This window comes from Rhodanobacter sp. BL-MT-08 (assembly GCF_054161255.1).
The window spans coordinates 2326114-2345638 of sequence record NZ_CP167872.1 but is presented as its reverse complement, the minus strand read 5'-3'; the positions used below and the strand labels follow the sequence as shown (position 1 = coordinate 2345638).

At 62.5% G+C, this 19525-nt stretch carries 20 protein-coding genes; 8 read left to right on the top strand and 12 right to left on the bottom strand.

Translation table 11 applies throughout. The annotated features are described in order from the left end of the window. Positions 1-6: 6 nt before the first annotated feature. The 6 genes from ACDK93_RS10300 (at position 7) to ACDK93_RS10275 (ending at position 5254) form a co-directional block, all read left to right on the top strand. A complete protein-coding gene (locus tag ACDK93_RS10300) occupies positions 7-1326 on the top strand; it encodes a class I SAM-dependent methyltransferase (protein WP_458068420.1) in 1320 nt (439 codons plus the stop codon). Next, the gene (locus ACDK93_RS10295; RefSeq protein WP_458068419.1) at positions 1323-1877 is read left to right on the top strand and encodes a DUF2878 domain-containing protein; all 555 of its coding nucleotides are present in this window, start codon (positions 1323-1325) and stop codon (positions 1875-1877) included. The genes ACDK93_RS10300 and ACDK93_RS10295 overlap by 4 nt, the downstream gene beginning before the upstream one ends. Next, positions 1874-2656 (top strand): DUF1295 domain-containing protein, encoded by a 783-nt coding sequence (locus ACDK93_RS10290; protein WP_458068418.1) that lies wholly within the window; start codon positions 1874-1876, stop codon positions 2654-2656. The genes ACDK93_RS10295 and ACDK93_RS10290 overlap by 4 nt, the downstream gene beginning before the upstream one ends. After that, the gene (locus ACDK93_RS10285) at positions 2653-3729 is read left to right on the top strand and encodes an SAM-dependent methyltransferase (protein ID WP_458068416.1); all 1077 of its coding nucleotides are present in this window, start codon (positions 2653-2655) and stop codon (positions 3727-3729) included. The genes ACDK93_RS10290 and ACDK93_RS10285 overlap by 4 nt, the downstream gene beginning before the upstream one ends. A 57-nt stretch (positions 3730-3786) precedes the next feature. Further along, a complete protein-coding gene (locus ACDK93_RS10280; protein ID WP_458068414.1) occupies positions 3787-4353 on the top strand; it encodes a lipocalin family protein in 567 nt (188 codons plus the stop codon). Positions 4354-4414: 61 nt separating this feature from the next. Next, positions 4415-5254 carry an NAD-dependent protein deacetylase gene (locus tag ACDK93_RS10275; RefSeq protein ID WP_458068412.1) on the top strand — a complete coding sequence of 280 codons (840 nt, stop codon included), beginning with the start codon at positions 4415-4417 and terminating at the stop codon, positions 5252-5254. 21 nt (positions 5255-5275) lie between these two features. On the opposite strand, the gene tadA is transcribed toward ACDK93_RS10275, so the two are convergent. After that, positions 5276-5770 carry a tRNA adenosine(34) deaminase TadA gene (tadA, locus tag ACDK93_RS10270; protein ID WP_458068410.1) on the bottom strand — a complete coding sequence of 165 codons (495 nt, stop codon included), beginning with the start codon at positions 5768-5770 and terminating at the stop codon, positions 5276-5278. Between the two features lie 83 nt (positions 5771-5853). On the opposite strand from tadA, the gene maiA reads away from it, so the two are divergent. Further along, positions 5854-6531 (top strand): maleylacetoacetate isomerase, encoded by a 678-nt coding sequence (gene maiA / locus ACDK93_RS10265; protein ID WP_458068409.1) that lies wholly within the window; start codon positions 5854-5856, stop codon positions 6529-6531. A 27-nt stretch (positions 6532-6558) separates the two neighbouring features. Next, positions 6559-6915 carry a cupin domain-containing protein gene (locus tag ACDK93_RS10260; RefSeq protein ID WP_458068408.1) on the top strand — a complete coding sequence of 119 codons (357 nt, stop codon included), beginning with the start codon at positions 6559-6561 and terminating at the stop codon, positions 6913-6915. On the opposite strand, the gene guaA is transcribed toward ACDK93_RS10260, so the two are convergent. The 11 genes from guaA to ndk form a co-directional block, all read right to left on the bottom strand. Continuing rightward, positions 6870-8450 carry a glutamine-hydrolyzing GMP synthase gene (guaA, locus tag ACDK93_RS10255; RefSeq protein WP_458068407.1) on the bottom strand — a complete coding sequence of 527 codons (1581 nt, stop codon included), beginning with the start codon at positions 8448-8450 and terminating at the stop codon, positions 6870-6872. The genes ACDK93_RS10260 and guaA overlap by 46 nt on opposite strands. 168 nt (positions 8451-8618) lie before the next feature. Then, positions 8619-10076 (bottom strand): IMP dehydrogenase, encoded by a 1458-nt coding sequence (gene guaB, locus ACDK93_RS10250; RefSeq protein ID WP_458068405.1) that lies wholly within the window; start codon positions 10074-10076, stop codon positions 8619-8621. A gap of 80 nt (positions 10077-10156) precedes the next feature. Continuing rightward, complete coding sequence (gene folD, locus ACDK93_RS10245; protein WP_458068404.1) at positions 10157-11029, bottom strand: bifunctional methylenetetrahydrofolate dehydrogenase/methenyltetrahydrofolate cyclohydrolase FolD; 873 nt, start codon at positions 11027-11029, stop codon at positions 10157-10159. A gap of 256 nt (positions 11030-11285) precedes the next feature. Beyond that, complete coding sequence (gene moeB / locus ACDK93_RS10240; protein WP_458068403.1) at positions 11286-12455, bottom strand: molybdopterin-synthase adenylyltransferase MoeB; 1170 nt, start codon at positions 12453-12455, stop codon at positions 11286-11288. 44 nt (positions 12456-12499) lie between these two features. Further along, positions 12500-13903, bottom strand: a complete 1404-nt coding sequence (gene der / locus ACDK93_RS10235) for a ribosome biogenesis GTPase Der (RefSeq protein WP_458068401.1) — start codon at positions 13901-13903, stop codon at positions 12500-12502. Positions 13904-13925: 22 nt separating this feature from the next. Further along, positions 13926-15131 (bottom strand): outer membrane protein assembly factor BamB, encoded by a 1206-nt coding sequence (bamB, locus tag ACDK93_RS10230; RefSeq protein ID WP_458068399.1) that lies wholly within the window; start codon positions 15129-15131, stop codon positions 13926-13928. Further along, positions 15128-15778 (bottom strand): YfgM family protein, encoded by a 651-nt coding sequence (locus ACDK93_RS10225; RefSeq protein WP_458068398.1) that lies wholly within the window; start codon positions 15776-15778, stop codon positions 15128-15130. The genes bamB and ACDK93_RS10225 overlap by 4 nt, the downstream gene beginning before the upstream one ends. A gap of 148 nt (positions 15779-15926) precedes the next feature. Then, positions 15927-16943 carry a RodZ domain-containing protein gene (locus ACDK93_RS10220; RefSeq protein WP_458068397.1) on the bottom strand — a complete coding sequence of 339 codons (1017 nt, stop codon included), beginning with the start codon at positions 16941-16943 and terminating at the stop codon, positions 15927-15929. Continuing rightward, the gene (gene pilW / locus ACDK93_RS10215; RefSeq protein WP_458068396.1) at positions 16940-17728 is read right to left on the bottom strand and encodes a type IV pilus biogenesis/stability protein PilW; all 789 of its coding nucleotides are present in this window, start codon (positions 17726-17728) and stop codon (positions 16940-16942) included. Before pilW ends, ACDK93_RS10220 begins: the two co-directional genes overlap by 4 nt. After that, positions 17718-18863, bottom strand: a complete 1146-nt coding sequence (gene rlmN / locus ACDK93_RS10210; RefSeq protein WP_458068395.1) for a 23S rRNA (adenine(2503)-C(2))-methyltransferase RlmN — start codon at positions 18861-18863, stop codon at positions 17718-17720. Before rlmN ends, pilW begins: the two co-directional genes overlap by 11 nt. Before the next feature lie 67 nt (positions 18864-18930). Continuing rightward, on the bottom strand, positions 18931-19356 hold the full coding sequence (gene ndk, locus ACDK93_RS10205) for a nucleoside-diphosphate kinase (protein WP_458068394.1): 426 nt from the start codon (positions 19354-19356) through the stop codon (positions 18931-18933). Between the last annotated feature and the right edge of the window lie 169 nt (positions 19357-19525).

The window sequence follows — 19525 nt, the reverse complement described above, 5'->3', positions numbered from 1 at the left end:
GTTTGCATGAACGCTGTCGCCAAATCCACTGTCGTCCCTTCCACTGTCGCCGCGCGAACCGATGCGTCGACCGTATCGGCCGGCGCGCGTTTTCTGCGCCAGCGTCTGCTCGCGCAGATGGCCGGCCTCAAGCGCGGACGTCTGGTTCTCACCGACGCCTTGGGCAAGGTGGAACTGGGTACGCCTGCGCACGAGCCGACCGATCTGGTGGTGCATCTTGACGTGCTGGACACCGGTTTCTATCGCGCGGTGGCGGCCAACGGCAGCGTTGGCGCCGGAGAGGCCTATATGGACGGCCTGTGGTGCTGCGACAACCTCGTCGGGCTGATCCAGCTGCTGGTACGCAACCGCGATCTGCTCGACGGCATGGAAACCGGCATGGCGCGCCTGGGCGGCATGGCCATGCGCGCTTGGCATGCCCTGCAACGCAATACGCGCAGCGGCAGCCGCCGCAATATTGCCGCGCATTACGACCTGGGTAACGATTTCTTCGAGCTGTTTCTCTCGCCGGACCTGATGTACTCCTCGGCGATCTGGGACGGTGCCGACGACACGCTGGAAGCGGCGTCGCAGCGCAAGCTGGAACGCATCTGCCGCAAGCTCGACCTTCGGCCGACCGATCGCGTGATCGAGATCGGCACAGGCTGGGGCGGCTTTGCGCTGTACGCCGCGCGGCACTATGGCTGCCACGTCACCACCACGACGATTTCCAGAGAGCAGCACGATCTGGCAAAAGCGCGTATCGAAGCCGCCGGCATGAGCGCGCATGTGACGCTGCTGCTGGAGGATTATCGCGACCTCACCGGCACCTACGACAAGCTCGTTTCGATCGAGATGGTCGAAGCGATCGGCGCGCAGTACATCGATACCTATTTCGCCAAGCTCGGCTCGCTGCTGAAACCCGACGGCCTGGCGCTGCTGCAGGCCATCACCATCGAAGATCACCGCTACGCCAAGGCGGTCAACGAAGTGGATTTCATCAAGCGCCACGTGTTTCCCGGCAGCTTCATTCCGTCGATCAGCGCGATGCTCGACGCCAAGACGCGCACCACCGATCTGGCGCTGGTGCAGATGGAAGATTTTGGACTTTCCTACGCGCGCACTTTGGAGGCCTGGCGCCACCGCTTTCTGGCGCAACTTGCCCAGGTTCGCGCGCAGGGTTTCGACGATCGCTTTATTCGCATGTGGGAGTTTTATCTCGCCTACTGCGAAGGCGGCTTCCGCGAGCGCTCGATCGGCGTCTCGCATCTGCTGCTGGCCAAGCCGGATAACCGTCGCCCTTCCCTGCTGCCATCACTGGATGAGAGCCCCAAGGCACACGCATGAAATTCTGGGCCTGCCTGATCGGTTACCAGATGGTCTGGTTCGCCGCGGTGATCGGGGCGGAGCACGGGCTGCCGTGGCCCGGACTGGTCGGCATGCTGATTTATGCATCCATCCATATAAGCCTCACCGGCCACGTGAAAACCCATCTTTCCCTGATGGCCGCTGCCATCGTGATGGGCTGCATGGTCGACGGCGGCCTGGCGTACAGCGGCCTGGCGCACTACGGCGCGCCGTGGCCATCACCCTCGTTCGCGCCGCTGTGGATCGTTTCACTGTGGGCGACGTTTTCGCTCACCTTCACCATCTCGCTGGCTTATCTGCGCAAGCGTCTGTGGGTCGCCGTGCTTTTCGGCGCCATCGGCGGCCCGGTGGCCTACATCAGCGCCAGCAGCGGATTTCACGTGGTGACGTTTATCGAACCGAGCTGGCACGGGCTGTTTTTTCTGGGCGTCGGCTGGGCGATCGCCACGCCGATTCTGGCGTGGCTGTCCGGTCGCACGCCCGCCGTCGAATCGACGTCGACCGCACAGCTTCATGGGCATGTGTCATGAGTCCCTGGATCCAGCTGCTGTGCCTTTGGATACTGGCCGCACTGATGATGACGCTGGGGTGGATGTGGCAGCGTCCCCGTTCGAACGCCGGCATTGTCGATGTGCTGTGGTCGTGCGGCGTGGGCGGCAGCGCCGTGCTGTTCGCGATGCTGGGCGACGGCGCCGCATGGCCGCGCATCATCATGGCCGTGCTGGGCGGCTTGTGGGGCATGCGTTTGGCTGCCCATTTGTGGAAGCGCGTCAGCGGCGAGCCGGAAGATGGCCGCTACCGTCACCTGCGCGAACACTGGAAAGGCAATCAGTTCTACTTTTTTCTGTTCTTCCAGTTTCAGGCGTTTCTGATCGTGCTGTTTTCGCTGCCGTTTCTGTCGGTGGCGCACAATCCGGAAACCTTCGGCGGCTGGATCGGGGCGGGCCTTATTGTGTGGCTGATCAGCGTGATCGGTGAGGCGGTTGCCGACGCGCAGCTTGCCAAGTTTCGCAGCGATGAAGCGAACCGCGGCCGCACCTGCCGTGCTGGGCTATGGCGTTACTCGCGCCACCCGAATTATTTCTTCGAATGGATACACTGGTTTGCCTACGTTTGCCTGGCCGTGGGTTCACCCCGCTTTTGGCTGGCGTGGTCGGGGCCGCTGGTGATGTACGTCTTTCTGCGCTGGGTCAGCGGTATTCCGTACACCGAGACGCACGCCCTGCGCAGTCGCGGTGCGGATTACCGCGAGTACCAGCGCACCACGCCCATGCTGTTTCCCTGGTTTCCCAAGAGGACCGAACGATGAGTCAATCCGCCGCCGCCGAACTGCCGCAGGAAAAGCCTGCCCCCGGACTGTTGGGCCTGGCCGAACGCGGCCATCTTCCCGATGCGCTGCTGCGCCAGGGCATCCGCCGCATGTGCGCGCAGCGGTTGCGCGAGGAGCTGGCCGGTGGACTCGATGCGCAGGCTGCTCGCTACGCCGAGCGCATCGACATGCTGCGCCAGAGCCCGGTGGCGATCCATACCGATGCCGCCAACGCGCAGCATTACGAGCTGCCGCCGGCGTTCTTCGAACAGTGCCTCGGCAAGCGCCTGAAATACTCCGGCTGCTACTACCCGCGTGGCGATGAAACGCTGGAGCAGGCCGAAGACGCCATGCTGACGCTTTACGGTCAGCGAGGCGAACTGGCCGATGGCCAGACGATTCTGGAGCTCGGCTGCGGCTGGGGCTCGCTGACGCTTTGGATGGCCGAAAAGTATCCTAACGCTCGGATCACCGCAGTCTCCAATTCCAATCCGCAGCGCAAGCACATCGAAGCGCAGTGCGCCAAGCGCGGCCTGTCCAACGTGCGGGTGATCACGCAGGACGTGAACCAACTGGCGTTGGAGCCCTCGCAGTTTGATCGCTGTGTCTCGATCGAAATGTTCGAACACATGCGCAACTATGAAACCCTACTCGGTCGCGTGGCGAGCTGGCTCAAGCCCGGCGGCAAGCTGTTCGTGCATATCTTTGCGCACAAGACCCTGATGTACCCGTTCGAGACCGAGGGCGACGATAACTGGATGGGCCGCCACTTCTTTACCGGTGGCCTGATGCCGGCGTCGGATACCCTGCTGTGGTTCCAGCGCGATCTGAAAATCGAGCAGCGCTGGCACGTCGACGGTACGCACTACCAGCGCACCGCCAACCACTGGCTGGCCAATCAGGATGCGCGCAAGGAGTCGGTGATGGCCACGCTGACCGAGGCCTACGGCGCCAAGGCAGCCGCCCTGTGGTTTCAGCGCTGGCGAATGTTCTGGATGTCATGCGCCGAACTGTTCGGTTACGACAACGGCCAGGAATGGCTGGTCGCCCACTATCGGTTCGTTCGCCCCTGAATCGCGCGCGGTCCACTTCGGATCGCCGCTGCCAAACCCACTGCGGAGTACTACTTTATGCGTTTTTCCAGCACACTTTTGCTTAGCGGCGCGCTCGCGCTGACGTCCATCACGGCGATCGCTGCCGACATGGCACCGATCAAACCGGTCGAGAAGGTTGAACTCCAGCGTTTCATGGGGCCGTGGTACGTGATCGCGTCAATCCCTTCGACGCTGGAGAAAAAGGCCTACAACGCCGTCGAAACCTACACGCTGGCCCCGAACGGCCACATCGATACGGTATTCCGTTATCGCAACAGCGCGTTCACCAATCCGATCAAGACGATCAAGTCGACCGGCTTCGTCAAGCCCAACACCAACAACGCCGTGTGGGGCGTGCAGATTGTCTGGCCGATCAAGGCGCAATACATCATTGCGTATCTCAATGACAATTACAGCGAGACCATTATCGCGCGCGACAAGCGCGACTATGTGTGGATCATGGCGCGCACGCCGACCATTCCGCAGGCCGACTACGATGCCATGGTCGCCCGCGTCACCGCGATGGGCTACAAGGTTGCCGACATCCGCAAGGTGCCGCAGCAGTGGCCTGAAGCGGGCGCCAGCGACGCGGGCAGTCATTGAATCGCAGAGGCGTTTTTTTTCGCTGTACCGATTTGGCTGTCCATATCATCGGAGTAGCGCATTGCCCAGCACGGCTTCATCGCAGAACAACCTACCCGTCAACACGCCACTGGCCGACTTCGTCGGCAGGCACGAACGCCTGTTCGTGCTGACGGGCGCCGGTTGCAGTACTGAATCGGGCATCCCGGACTATCGGGACGCCAACGGCGAATGGAAGCGCACGCCGCCGGTAACCTACCAGGCGTTTGTCGGCAGCCATGCCACGCGGCAGCGGTATTGGGCACGCAATCTGGTCGGCTGGCGTCGCTTTGGTACCGCACAGCCGAACGATACGCATCGCGCGCTCGCATCGCTGGAGAATCTCGGCAAGCTCAGCTTGCTGCTGACGCAGAACGTCGATCGCCTGCATCAGGCTGCCGGCAGCCGCAAGGTCATCGACCTGCACGGGCGGATGGACGTGATCCGCTGCCTCGCCTGCGAACGGCGCGAGCCGCGTGGCGGCGAGTTCCAGGCCGAACTGCTGCGGCTCAATCCCGACTGGGCGGACGTCGAAGCGTGGGATGCGCCCGACGGCGATGCCGATGTCCTGGTGCAGGATTTCTCCGGTTTCAACGTGCCGGACTGCCTGCATTGCGGCGGCATGCTGAAACCGGACGTCGTGTTCTTCGGCGAAAACGTGCCGCGCGATCGCGTCGACGTGGCGATGCAGGCATTGGACGCCGCAGACGCCATGCTGGTCGTCGGCTCATCGCTGATGGTGTATTCGGGCTACCGTTTCGCGCACGCCGCGGCAAAGGCCGGCAAACCGATCGCCGCCGTCAACCAGGGGCGTACCAGGGCCGATCCACTGCTCACGCTAAAGGTCGATGCGTCCTGCGCGCAGGCGCTGTCGTTTCTCTAAGCCGAGGCTTTGGGTTCAAACCTAACGACGCGCCCGAAAAAACTGGCGCAGCAGCGTGGCCGATTCCTCCGCCAACAGACCGCCGCTGACATCGACGCGATGATTGTGTTTCTCCGACACCAGCGTATCGAACACGCTGCCGGCGGCACCCGTCTTGGGATCCGCCGCGCCGTAAACCACGCGCCCTACCCGCGCATGGATCATCGCCATGGCGCACATCGAGCAAGGCTCCAGCGTCACGTACAGCGTGGCGCCCGACAGGCGATGGTTGGCCAGCTTTTCGCCGGCGGCACGCAGTGCCTGAATTTCCGCGTGCGCCGTGGGATCGTGCAAGGTGATGTTGCGATTCCAGCCCAGCCCCATGATATCGCCGTCAAGCACCAGAACGGCGCCGACCGGCACCTCGTTTTCGGCATCGCGCGCGTGCTCCGCCAGCTGCAGCGCGCGACGCATATGCGCCACATCGGTGCCGCTGAAGGGCGAGTCGGATTCTGCTGCAATCACGTTATCGTTCATTGAGAGATGCAAGGATCCTGACGGAAATAGTGCTTCAAGTCCGTCACCAGTTTACCGTCACTACCGTAGTCAAAGGAGTCACCATGACTGACGCTGCCCGTTTCGAACTCTTCTCTTTCTGGCGCACTTCGGCAACGTATCGCGTCCGCGTGGCCTTCAATATCAAGGGCGTTTCGCCCCACGAGCACAACGTCGATATCGATGCAGGCGAACAGCGCAGCGAAGACTTTTTGAAGGTCAATCCGATGGGCGCGATTCCTGCGGTGCTGGACCACGATGAGGGATCATCGTCGTTGCCGCTAACCCAATCACTGGCGATACTCGAATTCATCGATGAAACCTACCCAACGCCTCCGCTCCTGCCCGTGGGCACGCATGCGCGCGCTCGCGTGCGATCGCTGGCTGCCATGCTGGCGGCCGACACCCATCCGCTGATCACGCCGCGCATCAAAAAATATCTCACTGGCGCTGGCCACTTCGACGATGCCGCCTGGCGAGCCTGGCAGATCCACTGGTTCACCACCGGCCTGCAGGCGCTGGAAAAGCGCCTGTCGAGCGAAAAGGAAACCGGTACCTTCTGCCACGGCGATACGCCTACTCAGGCCGACATCTGTCTGGCCAGCATCATCGTGGTGATGCGCGTTTTCAAGATCGAAGTCGCCGACATCCCCAAGGTCAATCGCATCATGGCCGCCTGTGAGGCGCTTGATGCGTTCGCCAAAGCCGATCCGCGTCGTCAGGCCGGTGCACCCTCGTCCTAATATTCTGGACAAGTTCGGGAGTCAACAATGATCAAGAAAGCCGATTCATTCTCGGCATTCAAAGAAGAAGCGCTCGCCTCGGGCTTCGACGAAGCGCTGGTGCGCGAGTGGGCCCCCGATAGCGTGATTGCTTCTCACGCCCATCCCTATGACGCGGATGCCGTAGTGACCAAGGGCGAGATATGGCTCACCTGCGACGGCGAAACGCGCCATCTGCTGCCAGGCGATACCTTCGTATTGAGCCGCGGACAGCAGCATGCCGAGCGTTACGGATCAGAGGGAGCGACGTACTGGGTGGCACGTCGGAATGCCGCTAAACCATCACTCCACCGCAACGTTTATTCCCACTCAATGGTTGCGGGTGGCTTGCCGCTGATGTCGTAGACGACGCGGGACACGCCGCGCAGCTCATTGATGATGCGATTGGAGACGCGGCCCAGAAACTCGTACGGCAGATGCGCCCAGTGCGCGGTCATGAAGTCGATGGTTTCCACCGCACGCAGCGCAATGACCCATTCGTAGGCGCGCGCGTCGCCGACCACGCCGACCGACTTCACCGGCAGAAACACGGCAAACGCCTGGCTGGTCTTGTCGTACAGGTCGGCCTTGCGCAGTTCGTCGATAAAGATCGCGTCGGCCTGCGCCAGCAGATCGGCGTACTCGCGCTTCACCTCACCGAGAATGCGCACGCCCAGGCCGGGACCGGGGAACGGATGGCGATAGACCATTTCGCGCGGCAGCCCCAGCTCCACGCCGATGCGGCGCACCTCGTCCTTGAACAGCTCGCGCAGCGGCTCGACCAGCTTGAGCTTCATGTGTGCCGGCAGGCCGCCGACGTTGTGGTGGCTCTTGATCACGTGCGCCTTGCCGGTCTTGCTGCCGGCGGACTCGATCACATCGGGGTAAATCGTGCCCTGCGCCAGCCACTTCACCGCGCCCGCGCCGTCGGCGGTGAGCTTGGACGATTCCTCGTCGAAAATCTCGATGAACAGGCCGCCGATGATTTTACGTTTGGCTTCCGGATCGCTCACCCCGGCGAGCGCATCGAAGTAACGGTTTTGCGCATCGACGCGGATCACCTTGACGCCCATATGCTCGGCCATGGTCGCCATCACCTGGTCGCCTTCCTTCCAGCGTAGTAGGCCGGTATCGACAAACACGCAGGTGAGCTTGTCGCCGATGGCCCGATGCAACAGCGCCGCGACGACCGAGGAATCCACGCCGCCGGAAAGCCCCAGCAGTACATGGTCGTCACCGACCTGGTCGCGCACGCGGGCAATCTGATCGTCGATGATGTTGGCCGCGGTCCACAGCGTTTGGCAGCCGCAGATCTCGGTGATGAAGCGCTTCAGCAGCGCGCCACCCTGCTTGGTGTGGGTGACCTCGGGATGGAACTGCACGCCGTACCAGCGCTTGTCTTCGTTCTCCATCACCGCGACCGGAATGCGGTCCGTGGTGCCGGTGATAACGAAACCCGGCGGCGCCTTGGCCACGTGGTCTCCGTGGCTCATCCACACGTCGAGGCGATGACTGCTGGGGTGATCGGTGAGATTTTTGAATAGACGGCTATCCGCAACGATGTCGACTTCGGCGCTGCCGAATTCACGGGCGTCGGCTGCCTCGGTCGCACCGCCCAGCTGTGCGGCCATCGTCTGCATGCCGTAACAGATTCCGAGTATCGGCAGACCCGAATCGAACGCCTGCTGCGGCGCCTTCGGCGCATCGGCCAGCGTGGTGGACTCCGGGCCACCGGAAAAAATGATGCCCTTCGCCCCGAACGCGGCGATCTCCTCCGGATCGTGATCCCAGGCCCAGATTTCGCAGTACACACCGATTTCGCGAATGCGGCGCGCGATCAGCTGCGTGTACTGCGCGCCAAAATCGAGAATGAGGATCTTGTCGCTATGGATGTTGGTCATGGGGGCCGGGGCAGAAAAAAGCGGGAACGGGGAACGGGGAACGGGGAACGGGGAACGAAAATGCGGCATGCATTCCGGACTTCCTGACAAATCACTCAGAGCCGGAGAAGAACAGAGCGGGAAATACCAGTTCCCCATTCCCTGTTCCCCGTTCCTGCTCTTAATACCTCAGGAATTCAGCCGATAATTCGGCGCTTCCTTGGTGATCTGAATATCGTGCGGGTGCGCTTCGGTGACGCCGGCCGAGGTGACTTTGACGAACTGCGCCTTGTGACGCACGTCTTCGATATTGGCCGCGCCGAGGTAACCCATCGAGGCGCGCAGTCCACCAATCAGCTGGTGGATGATGTTGCGCAGCGGCCCACGGTACGGCACGCGGCCTTCGATGCCCTCGGGCACCAATTTGTCGGCGTCCGCTTCGTCCTGAAAATAGCGATCCTTTGAGCCGAGCTGCATCGCGCCGATCGAGCCCATGCCGCGATAGCTCTTGTACGAACGGCCCTGGAACAGCTCGACTTCGCCGGGCGATTCCTCGGTGCCGGCAAACATCGAGCCCAGCATCACGGTCGACGCACCGGCGGCAAGCGCCTTGGGGATGTCGCCGGAGTAGCGGATGCCGCCGTCGGCAATCAGCGGAATCTCGTCCTTCAACGCGTTGGCCACCATGTCGATGGCGGTTATCTGCGGCACGCCCACGCCGGCCACCACGCGCGTGGTGCAGATCGAACCCGGACCCACGCCGACCTTGACGGCATCCACGCCGACGTCGAGCAGCGCACGCGCTGCGTCACCTGTGACGATATTGCCGGCGACCACCTGCACCTGCGGGTAGTGCTTCTTGACCCAGCCGGCGCGCTCGATCACGCCCTGCGAATGGCCGTGCGCGGTGTCGACAACCAAAACGTCTACACCGGCTTCAACCAGCGCGGCGACGCGTCGCTCGGTATCGCCACCGACGCCGACAGCGGCACCAACCAGCAAAGCTTCCTGCTGATCCTTCGCGGCATGTGGATTGTCTCGCGCCTTCTGGATGTCCTTCACGGTGATCAGGCCGCGCAGTTGGAAGTCGTCGTTGACCACCAGCACTTTCTCGATGCGGTGCTTGTGCAGCAGCAGCAGCACGTCGTCCTGGCTGGCGCCCTCACGCACGGTCACCAGCTTTTCCTGGCGGGTCATGATGTTGCGTACCGGATCGTCGTGCTTGCGCTCGAAGCGCAGGTCGCGGCTGGTGACGATGCCGACCAGCTTCGAACCGTCCACCACCGGGACGCCGGAGATGTTGTGCGCTCGGGTCAGTCGCAGCACTTCGCTGATCGAGGTATCGGGCGTGACGGTGATCGGGCGGCGGATCACGCCGGCCTCGAACTTCTTCACCAGTCGCACTTCGGCCGCCTGCTGTTCCGGCGTCAGATTCTTGTGGATGATGCCGATACCGCCGCATTGGGCCATGGTGATGGCCAGTCCCGCTTCGGTCACCGTGTCCATCGCGGCGGAGACGATGGGAATGTTGAGCCGCAGGTTGCGGGTGAAACGGGCGGAGGTGTCTACGTCACGCGGCAGCACGATGGAGTGGCCGGGAACCAGGTAAACGTCGTCGTAGGTCAGTGCCTCGGCGAGGATGCGCATGCGAAAGTCCCGCTGCAAAGAGGGAATTATACGCGGGTCATCGTGATGCTCGCCAGATCAGCGACTGAACATTGCCGTACTTAGTTGCAATCGACTCCGTAGGAAGCGTGCGCCTCGGCGGCTTCCAGGGTGTTCTGGATCAGCGTGGCGACGGTCATCGGACCCACGCCGCCCGGCACGGGAGTGATCCAGCTGGCGTTTTCGGCGGCCGCCTGAAAATCCACGTCGCCCACCAGCCGGCCGTCCTCCAGACGGTTGATGCCGACATCGATCACCACGGCGCCAGGCTTGATCCATTCGCCCTTGACCAGCCCCGGCTTGCCGACCGCCACGATCAGAATATCGGCCTGGCGCACAAAGCTTTCCAGGTCACGGGTGAAGCGATGACAGGACGTCGTGGTACATCCGGCGATCATCAGCTCCAGCACCAGCGGGCGACCGACATGATTCGACACCCCCACGACCACAGCGTGCTGGCCGCGCACGGGCCGGTCGGTATGGCCAAGCAGCGTCATCACACCGCGCGGCGTGCACGGCCGCAAGCCGAAACGGCGAAGCGCCAAGCGGCCCACGTTGATGGCCTGGAAACCGTCCACGTCCTTGGCCGGGTCGATGCGATCGACCAGCGCATCCTCATCGATATGTTCGGGCAGCGGCGACTGCACCAGAATGCCGTGCACATCTGGATCGGCATTGAGGTTATCGATCAGCGCGAAGACCTCCTCCTGACTCGTATCGGCCGGCAGATCGTGATCGAACGACCGAAAACCGACCTGATGACAGGCCTTGCGCTTGTTGCGCACGTAGACCGAGGACGCCGCGTTGTCGCCGATCAGAATAACGGCAAGGCCAGGCGCAGAAAGCCCCTCAGCCAGGCGTTCGGTGACGCGCCTTCCGACGCGCTCCAGCAGTTCCTGCGCGATAAGTTTACCGTCAAGAATGCGTGCGCTCATGGAAATGCCCGGGCTTAAAGTCCTCCATTATCCCGGCTGGACGACGCGCTTACAAACCGATCGAAGCAACGCGCGCCGTGTCATGGGGCGCAAGGGCGAATACGTAGGTTGGCGGTGAGCGCAGCGAACCCCAACATACCGGGTTGTTCGATGTTGGGGTTCGCTGCGCTCACCGCCAACCTACGCTTGTTCATGCGAACTCGAGCGCAGTCCACGCAGCGGTTATACCGACACGCACATGGAATGAATACCGCGCTCAGCCTCCGGCGGCACACTGTCGCGCGATATCCTCGTAGCCGCTGAACGAGGCATCGGCGCCGCAGCCGGGACAGCGCGGATCGCGCGCAAGCTGCAGCTCGCTGAAGCGCATATCCAGCGCATCGAAGCAGAGCAGACGTCCGACCAGTGAGTCGCCGATACCGAGGATCAGCTTCAGCGCCTCGGTCGCCTGCAGCAGCCCGATCATTCCCGGCAGCACGCCGAGTACCCCGGCCTCGCTGCAATTGGGTGCGTCGGCAACGGACAGCGGTTCGGGAAACAGGCAGCGGTAGCAGGGCGAATCATCTCGACGCGGATCGAACACGCTCACCTGCCCGCTGAACCGCTCAACGGCGCCATAGACCATCGGCAACTTGACCCGCAAGGACGCGGCGGTCAGCAGATAGCGCGCAGCGAAATTGTCCGCACCGTCGATCAGCACATCGTGGCCGGCCAGCAGACGCTCGACGTTGTCCGCCTGCAGGCGCTCCTCATGCGTCACGATACGCACGCGCGGATTGAGCGCCTGCAGCGCCATGCGCGCCGACTCGGTTTTTTTCATGCCGACGCGCGCATCGGCATGGATGATCTGGCGATGCAGGTTGGACCGTTCGACCACGTCGTCGTCGATCAGAGTCAGCTGACCGACGCCGGCCGCGGCCAGGTACAGCGCTGCCGGCGAACCCAGGCCGCCTGCGCCCAGCAGCACCACTTTGGCGTTTTGCAGCTTCGCCTGTCCGGCCTCGCCGACTTGGGCCAGACGCAGCTGGCGGGCATACCGTTCGCTCGCATCCACGTCGAGACCACTGCGGGAAATCGGCAAGCCCTCGCTTTTCCAGCGGCCAAAGCCGCCGGCCACCGAGCTCACTCGCCGATAGCCCATGCGCCGCAGCGATTCGGCGGCCAACAGCGAGCGCTGACCGCTGCCGCAGATCAAGGCGATCGCCCGGTCGCGATCGGGCTCGGCCTGTTCGATGCGCAGCTCGAGAAACCCGCGCGACAGGCCCAGCGCGTTGGCGGGCATGCCCGAGGCACGCTCCGCATCCTCACGCACATCGATCAGCAGTCCGCCTTGTGCCTGCGTGGTCAGCGCCAGGGTAGGCGTGATCTCAGGGATGGTTTCGCGTAGCGCATCGAGCCAGCCGTCGCGATTCAGGGGTTCGTTCATGCCGCCAGTCTACGAGATGCCGACCAGCGCGCAATCAAGTCCGCTCAGCGCGTGCGCTTGATCAGGTCGCTGACCCGGCGGCGAGCCTTCTGCTGCTGCTCCTTGGTCAGCACTTTCTTGCGCCCCGCATACGGGTTTTCGCCTTCGCGGAACGCGATGCGTACCGGCGTGCCTTCCAGCTTGAAACGCTTGCGGAAGAAGTTTTCCAGATAGCGCTGATAGGCCGGCGCGATGTGCTTGGTGCGGGTGCCGTGGATCACGATGGTCGGCGGATTGGTGCCGCCAGGATGCGCGAAGCGCAGCTTCGGCGCGTGACCGTTGACCAGCGGCGGCTGGTAACTCTCGTACGCTTTTTCCAGCGTCTTGGTCAGCTCGGACGAGCCCATCTCCTTGGTCGCCGAGAAATGCGCGCGTACCACGGCGCGCATCAGCTCACGCAGGCCAGAACCGTGCAAGGCCGAGATATGCACCTGCTTGGCCCAGTCGACAAACACCAGGCGACGATCGAGCGCACGGATGCATTCGTCGCGCTGGTACTTGTCCATGTCGTCCCACTTGTTCACGGCGATGACGATGGCCCTGCCCTCGTCCATCGCATAGCCGATCAGGGTGAGATCCTGATCGGCGAGATTCTCGCGCGCGTCGATCATCACCACGACCACCTGCGCGGCAGCGATCGACTGCAGCGTCTTGATCACGCTGAATTTCTCCAGCGCTTCTTCGACCCGCGCCTTGCGGCGTATGCCGGCGGTGTCGATCAGCGTATAGCGCTTGCCGTCGCGCTCCAGCGGCACGCGGATCGGATCGCGCGTGGTGCCTGCCACGTCGGAAACGATCAGCCGCTCTTCGCCGAGCAGGCGGTTGATCAGCGTGGATTTGCCGGCGTTGGGGCGACCCACGATGGCCACGCGGATACTGCCGCTCTCGCCGTCGCCTTCGACCGCACTTTCTTCGTCGACCGGCAGCAGCGGCAGGATCAGATCGATGAGATCTTCGGTGCCGCGGTTGTGCGCCGCCGAAAGCGGCACGGTGAAGTTGATGCCGAACCCGGCGAACTCGGCCAGGGCGTTCTGCTCGTCCAGGCCGTCGGTCTTGTTGACCGCGGCGATGATCTTTTTGCCGGTGCGGCGCAGCTCGTTGAGGATCACGTGGTCCTGCGGCAGCAGCCCGTCGCGCGCATCTACCACAAAGACCAGCACGTTGGCCTCATCGATGGCCAGACGCACCTGCTTGGCAGTCAAAACATCCATCGCTTCGTCGACGCCGGACAAACCGCCGGTGTCCACCACCACGAACGGCCGCTCGCCGGTGCGGCAAACGCCATAGTGCCGATCGCGAGTGACGCCCGGCATATCGGCCACCAGGGCGTCACGGCTGCGCGTCAGTACATTGAAGAGGGTCGATTTACCGACATTGGGACGACCAACTAGAGCGACGACGGGCAGCATGGTGTGTACATAGTCTCCGCGATCAATGCGCGGACAGACGATAAGCGCCAATATGGCCCTTTACATCTTCAACGTAGACGGTGTCGCCAACCACCAGCGGCTGGGCGCGAATGGCCTTTTTCTTGGACAGGCGCTCGCGTGCCGCCAGCGCACCATCGCTGATCTGCAGCCAGTGGATATAGCCTTCCATATCGCCGACCACCACATAATTGCCCTGCACGGCAGGGCCCGTAAGCCAGCGATACTTCAGCGCATCGCTCTTCCAGATGTCGGCGCCGCCGGTTTTGTCGAAGGCCCAGACCTGGGAATCTTCATTCACGCCGTAGAGCACGTTGCCGGCCAGCGCCAGCGAGACGAAGGTGGAGAAAGGATGCGTCCAGGTTGGCCGGCCGCTGGGGCCGTCCACCGCGAGAAGGTTGCCGTGGTATGCGGCGCTGTAGAGCACCGCGCCATCCAGCAGGATCGAGCCGTCGGCATCATCGAGACGATCGATTTCGGTACGCCCGTCACCACTGGCCAGTTTCTGTTCCCACAGCTTGGAGCCGTTGTCCAGACGCAGGGCGACCAGGCGGCCGTCATCGCTGCCGTAGAAGACCACGCCGTTGGCCGCCAGCATGGCGCCGTTGCCGCGCAGACTGAGCAGTGGCACGGTGTCCTGGTCGTACACCCAGCGGCGCTTGCCGGTAGCCGACTCCAGCCCGTAAATACGGCCGTCCTGCGTGCGCACGACGACGAGATCGCCCACGATCACCGGCGACGCCAGCACTTCCGACGAAAGCTCGGCTTCCCAGCGCGGGCTGCCATCTTTGGCGTTTACCGCATAGACGTGACCGTCGAGCGTGCCCACGGCGAGCAGGTCACCGTCGACGGCCGGGCCGCCGGCGTACAGCGCATCTTTGCGCTTCTTGTCGCCCCAGCCGAACCAGCCCTTGGTGCGGGTGCTCTTGGTCCAGATCGTCTTGCCGGTGGCTGCGTCGATCGCGGCCAGCTTGCCGTCGGTGCTGTCCGCGTAAAGCACGCCATCCACGACCGACGGACGCAGACGCGCGCCGGTCTCGCCGGCACCGCCGCCAACGCGCGTTTCCCAAACCCGGGTAACCTGTACCGTTGGCTTGAAATCCTTCGCCAGCGGCGTCGGCGGCTGGACGTTTTCCTTTTTGAACGAATGGCAGCCGGCAAGTCCCACCAGCGAAATCAGCAAGACGCGTTTCATCATTTCAACTTTCATGCACCCTGCTTCCCGGCCACGGCCAAATCATCGAGTTTCATCTGTAACGCACCACGTTGCGGTGCCTGCTCCTTCAGCGCCGACAGCGCGGCCTGATAAGCCTTCCGTGCATCGTCTGCACGCCCAAGCTTGACCAGCACATCACCACGGAGTTCCTGGGCCAGGCCCTGATAGGCATTGGCCGACATCGCATCGAGCGTGGTCAAGGCGCCCGCGCCGTTGTTGCGCGCCAGCTCCACCTGCGCCTTGCGCAGCTGCGTCAGCGACTTCAGCGCCGGGTACGTCGCATGGGCGACAGCCCAGTCCAGCGAGGCCTCCGCCTTGTCCAGCTGTTTGGCCTCCACCTGCTGCTTGGCGCGGTCGCTGACGGCAAAAACCGCGTACGGCGATTTTTCGTAGTCTTTCATCAGCTGATCGACAATGGCGTTGGCAGCCTCGGGCTTGTTGGCGGCGACCGATACCTGGGCGAGCTTGTACAGCTGGGCCGCATTGGCTTCGTTGCGCGCCTGGTGGTTACGCCATTGCTGCCAACCAAAAATGCCGACAAGGCCGATGGCGATACCCACGACAATCGACAGCCCGTTCTCGCGCAGCCACTTTTGAACGAGTTCGCTTTGTTCGTATTTGTCGTATTCGTCAAATGCCATGAATCATCCTTCAAAGTCACTCGACCAACGGCCCATGCTCAGGCCCGCGCGAGGGATGGAAGTAAAAGCCGCTCGTCTCCGCCGTGAGGCGAACACACGGTGCGCAAGCATAACCGAAAAGGGCCGCTCGAAGCGGCCCGGCTATGGATCAGAGGCTGGCCGCAGAGGCCTTGCCGTCCTGCATCTGCACGCGAAAATGCGCCACGTTGGCATGCCGGAAATCGTCCAGCCCGACTGGCTGGCCGTCGATGCTGATCTGTGCGCCGCTGGAATTACCGATACGTACGTCCAGCGGCTGATCGCTGTGATAGGTCTTGCTGCTTCCGGCCGGCAACAGTCCATATTCGAGCCGCTTGCCGTCCTTGCCGATTACTTCGACCCAGCTGGCGGCGTCGACCGCCACACTGAGGCTGTGACTGCCCGTGCCCGTATCCACGGTAGCAGGCGCCGCCGACTTGGCTGGCGGCAGATTACCGCTATCCATACTCGGAAACGGCGCCATCGACGCCATCAGCGGCTGATCCTGAGGAGCCGCCGCGACAACGCTCGGCGGCGGCGCCGGGATCTGCGCCACAGCGCTGCTCCCGGATGACGCATTTACGGCGTTTATTGTGCTGGTAGCGACGGCCGGAGCGTCCTGTTGCGCCACCGGCGCCGCATCGAGCGGAGCCAGATGGGTGAGGCTGCGATCCATCGTGCCGCGGACTCCCAGCCAGATCATGGGCACCACGATCACGGCGGTCAGCACCACGTAGGTCGCTGCGGTGGCGTAGCGATCGAGCAGAAAGCGCGAATGCGAGATGCCGCCCGTAGCCACCAGCGGAGGCTCGACCTGCTTGATGCGATCGAGCTCGACCTGGATAGAGCCCTCGTTGATACCCAGATACTGACCGTATTTGGTGATGTAGCTGCCCAGATAAATCTTCGAGTCGATACCCTCGTGCATATCCTGCTCAAGCTCGCGCAGCACGCGCACTGGCAGTCGCAGCGAACCGGCACACGTTTCGATACTCAAGCCCCGCGCCTCACGCGCCGCCTTCAGCCGGCTACCAAAGCTGACGCCCTGCGTTTTCGCTGGATTCGCATCCCTGTCGAGCAGGTTGACGCCGAAAAGATCGGACGTGTTCTTGCCGGGTTCGGTCGGATCAGGCTGCATGGAGGTCATTGGCTGACAGTTGTGTTGAGGGCGCGCGCCTGTTCCGAGTCCGGAAACTGGGTTTGCAGCCGAGTGCGATAGTTGAGGGCACCATCCTGGTTGCCCAGATGAGATTCGATATCGTAACCGAGCTTCAATGCTGCCGCCGTCGGCGCCCCCAGGGCATCGAAGCGCTGAAGGAAAGCGCGTGCCCGGAACGCATCGTTATTCAGATAGAGCGCTTTGGCAAGCTGAAAAAGTGCGTCGCCGTTGTTTGCGTTGCGTGCAATGGCATTGCGAAAGCTCGCTTCCGCCGCCGCCACTTCGTGGTTGCGCAATTGGCAGATGCCTTCGTTGGTCAGGGCAATATCAGGCGTCTGGTAAAACGGATCGGCGATGGCTTTCTGAAAGTAACCGTAGGACTCGGCATAGCGGCCGGTCGAGCAAAGGAACAGGCCCAAGTTATTATTTGTATCGCCCTTGGTTGGCTCCAGCGCAACGGCCTTGCGATAGTGTACTTCCGCCTGGGCCGGCTGGTTGATGCGCTCGTAAATCACTGCGATCACCGTATGCGCAGGGGCATAGTTGGGATCGAATTGAATGGCGATAGTCAGCTTCGCCAGAGCGGTCTGCAAATCGCCACTGGCCAGATAACGTTGACCAAGTTCAGTATGAATCCGCGCTGCTTCCCGCGCCTGGTCGCCCTTGCTGGTCTTCGGCATGTTCTTGCCGATGGGATTGCTGTCAGTATGCGTGGTCACACAGCCGGCCAGCGGCAACAGCAGCCCAAGAATCAGCGCGCGATTAATGCGCATGCACGCTTTCCTCGTCCTGTTTCTTGCGGATATCGGCGCTGCGCCGCGTGCGGTCCGTGACCTGCCCCGCCAGCTGTCCACAGGCAGCGTCGATATCGTCGCCGCGGGTGCGGCGAAGCATGGTCAGCACGCCCGCATTGAGCAGCAGCGTCTGGAAATCCCGGATATCGGCGGCGCCGGAGCGCTCGAACCGGGTGCCCGGGAACGGATTGAACGGAATCAGGTTGACCTTGCAGGTCGGCAGCTTGCGCATCAGCTTGATCAGCTGCCGGGCATGCTCGGGCTGATCGTTCACGCCCTTCATCAAGGTGTATTCGAAGGTGATCGAGGTGCGCGGCTTGCGCGCGACCCAGCGCTGGCAGGCGGCGATCAGATCGGCGATGGGATAGCGCTTGTTGAGCGGAACCAGCTCGGTGCGCAGCTCGTCGTTGGCGGCATGCAGTGACACGGCCAGCGAGACGTCGATGGCATCGGACAGCTGGTCGATCTGCGGCACCATGCCGGCGGTCGACAGCGTCACGCGCTTGGCTGCGAGACCAAACCCAAGATCGTCGCGCATCAGACTCATGGCTTTGACCACGGCGTCGAAATTGGCCAGCGGCTCGCCCATGCCCATCATCACCACGTTGGTGATGCGCCGATTCTGGTGGGTGATATTACCGAGATATTTCGCCGCTACCCAGACCTGCCCGATGATCTCGGCGGTCGACAGGTTCCGGTTGAAACCCTGCGCGCCGGTCGAGCAGAACTGGCAGTTGAGCGCGCAGCCGATCTGCGAGGAGACACAGAGCGTTCCCCGCGTTGGCTCGGGGATGTAGACCGTCTCCACCGCATTGCCCTTGTCCATGCCCAGCAGCCACTTGTGCGTACCGTCCGTGGCGGCCTTGTCGAGCATGGTCTTGGGCGGACCGATGTAGCAGGAATCATTGAGCTTGGCACGCAGCGCCTTGCCCACATCGGTCATGTTCTCGAAGTTGTCTTCCAGGTCGTGATAGATCCACTTCATCACCTGCTCGGCGCGGTAAGGCTTCTCGCCGATCTGCGTGAAAAAGTCGCGCAGACCCTGCCGATCGAAATCGAGCAGATTGACCTTTGCGATCTTTGCGTCGGATGAAGTTGTGGCTGCCTGGTTCATGTCTCTTCGAGTGCGCGGCCAGCGAAGGCCGCTTTCATATCCCTGAAATCAATGACGGAACAACGAATTACCTGGACAGCACGTCGGTCGACGCGAAGAAGTACGCGATCTCGACCTTGGCGGTATCGACAGCATCCGAACCATGCACGGCGTTGGCATCGATAGAGTCGGCGAAATCGGCGCGAATCGTGCCCGCGGCAGCTTCCTTCGGATTGGTGGCGCCCATCAGATCACGATGCTTGAGCACGGCATTCTCGCCTTCCAGCGCCTGGATCATCACCGGACCGGAGATCATGAAATCGACCAGCGCCTTGAAGAACGGACGCTCGCTGTGCACGGCATAAAAGCCCTCGGCTTCCTGACGCGACAGCTGCTTCATCTTGGCGGCAACGATCTTGAGACCGGCCTTCTCGAAACGCGCGTAGATTTCACCGATGACGTTCTTGGCGACGGCGTCGGGCTTGATGATGGAAAGAGTGCGCTCGAGCGCCATGGGATCTGCTCCGAAAGGATTGCAAAGAGGCTGTCATGGCCAACGCGGGCCGACAAAAAGGCTAAACCTGACTTGGAATATGGGTTTAGTACACGAAAGTTTGACAGATTCTACCGGATACGCAAATCACCTGTCCTTAACAAGAGTCACGAATCCAGGGGGAGGTTTG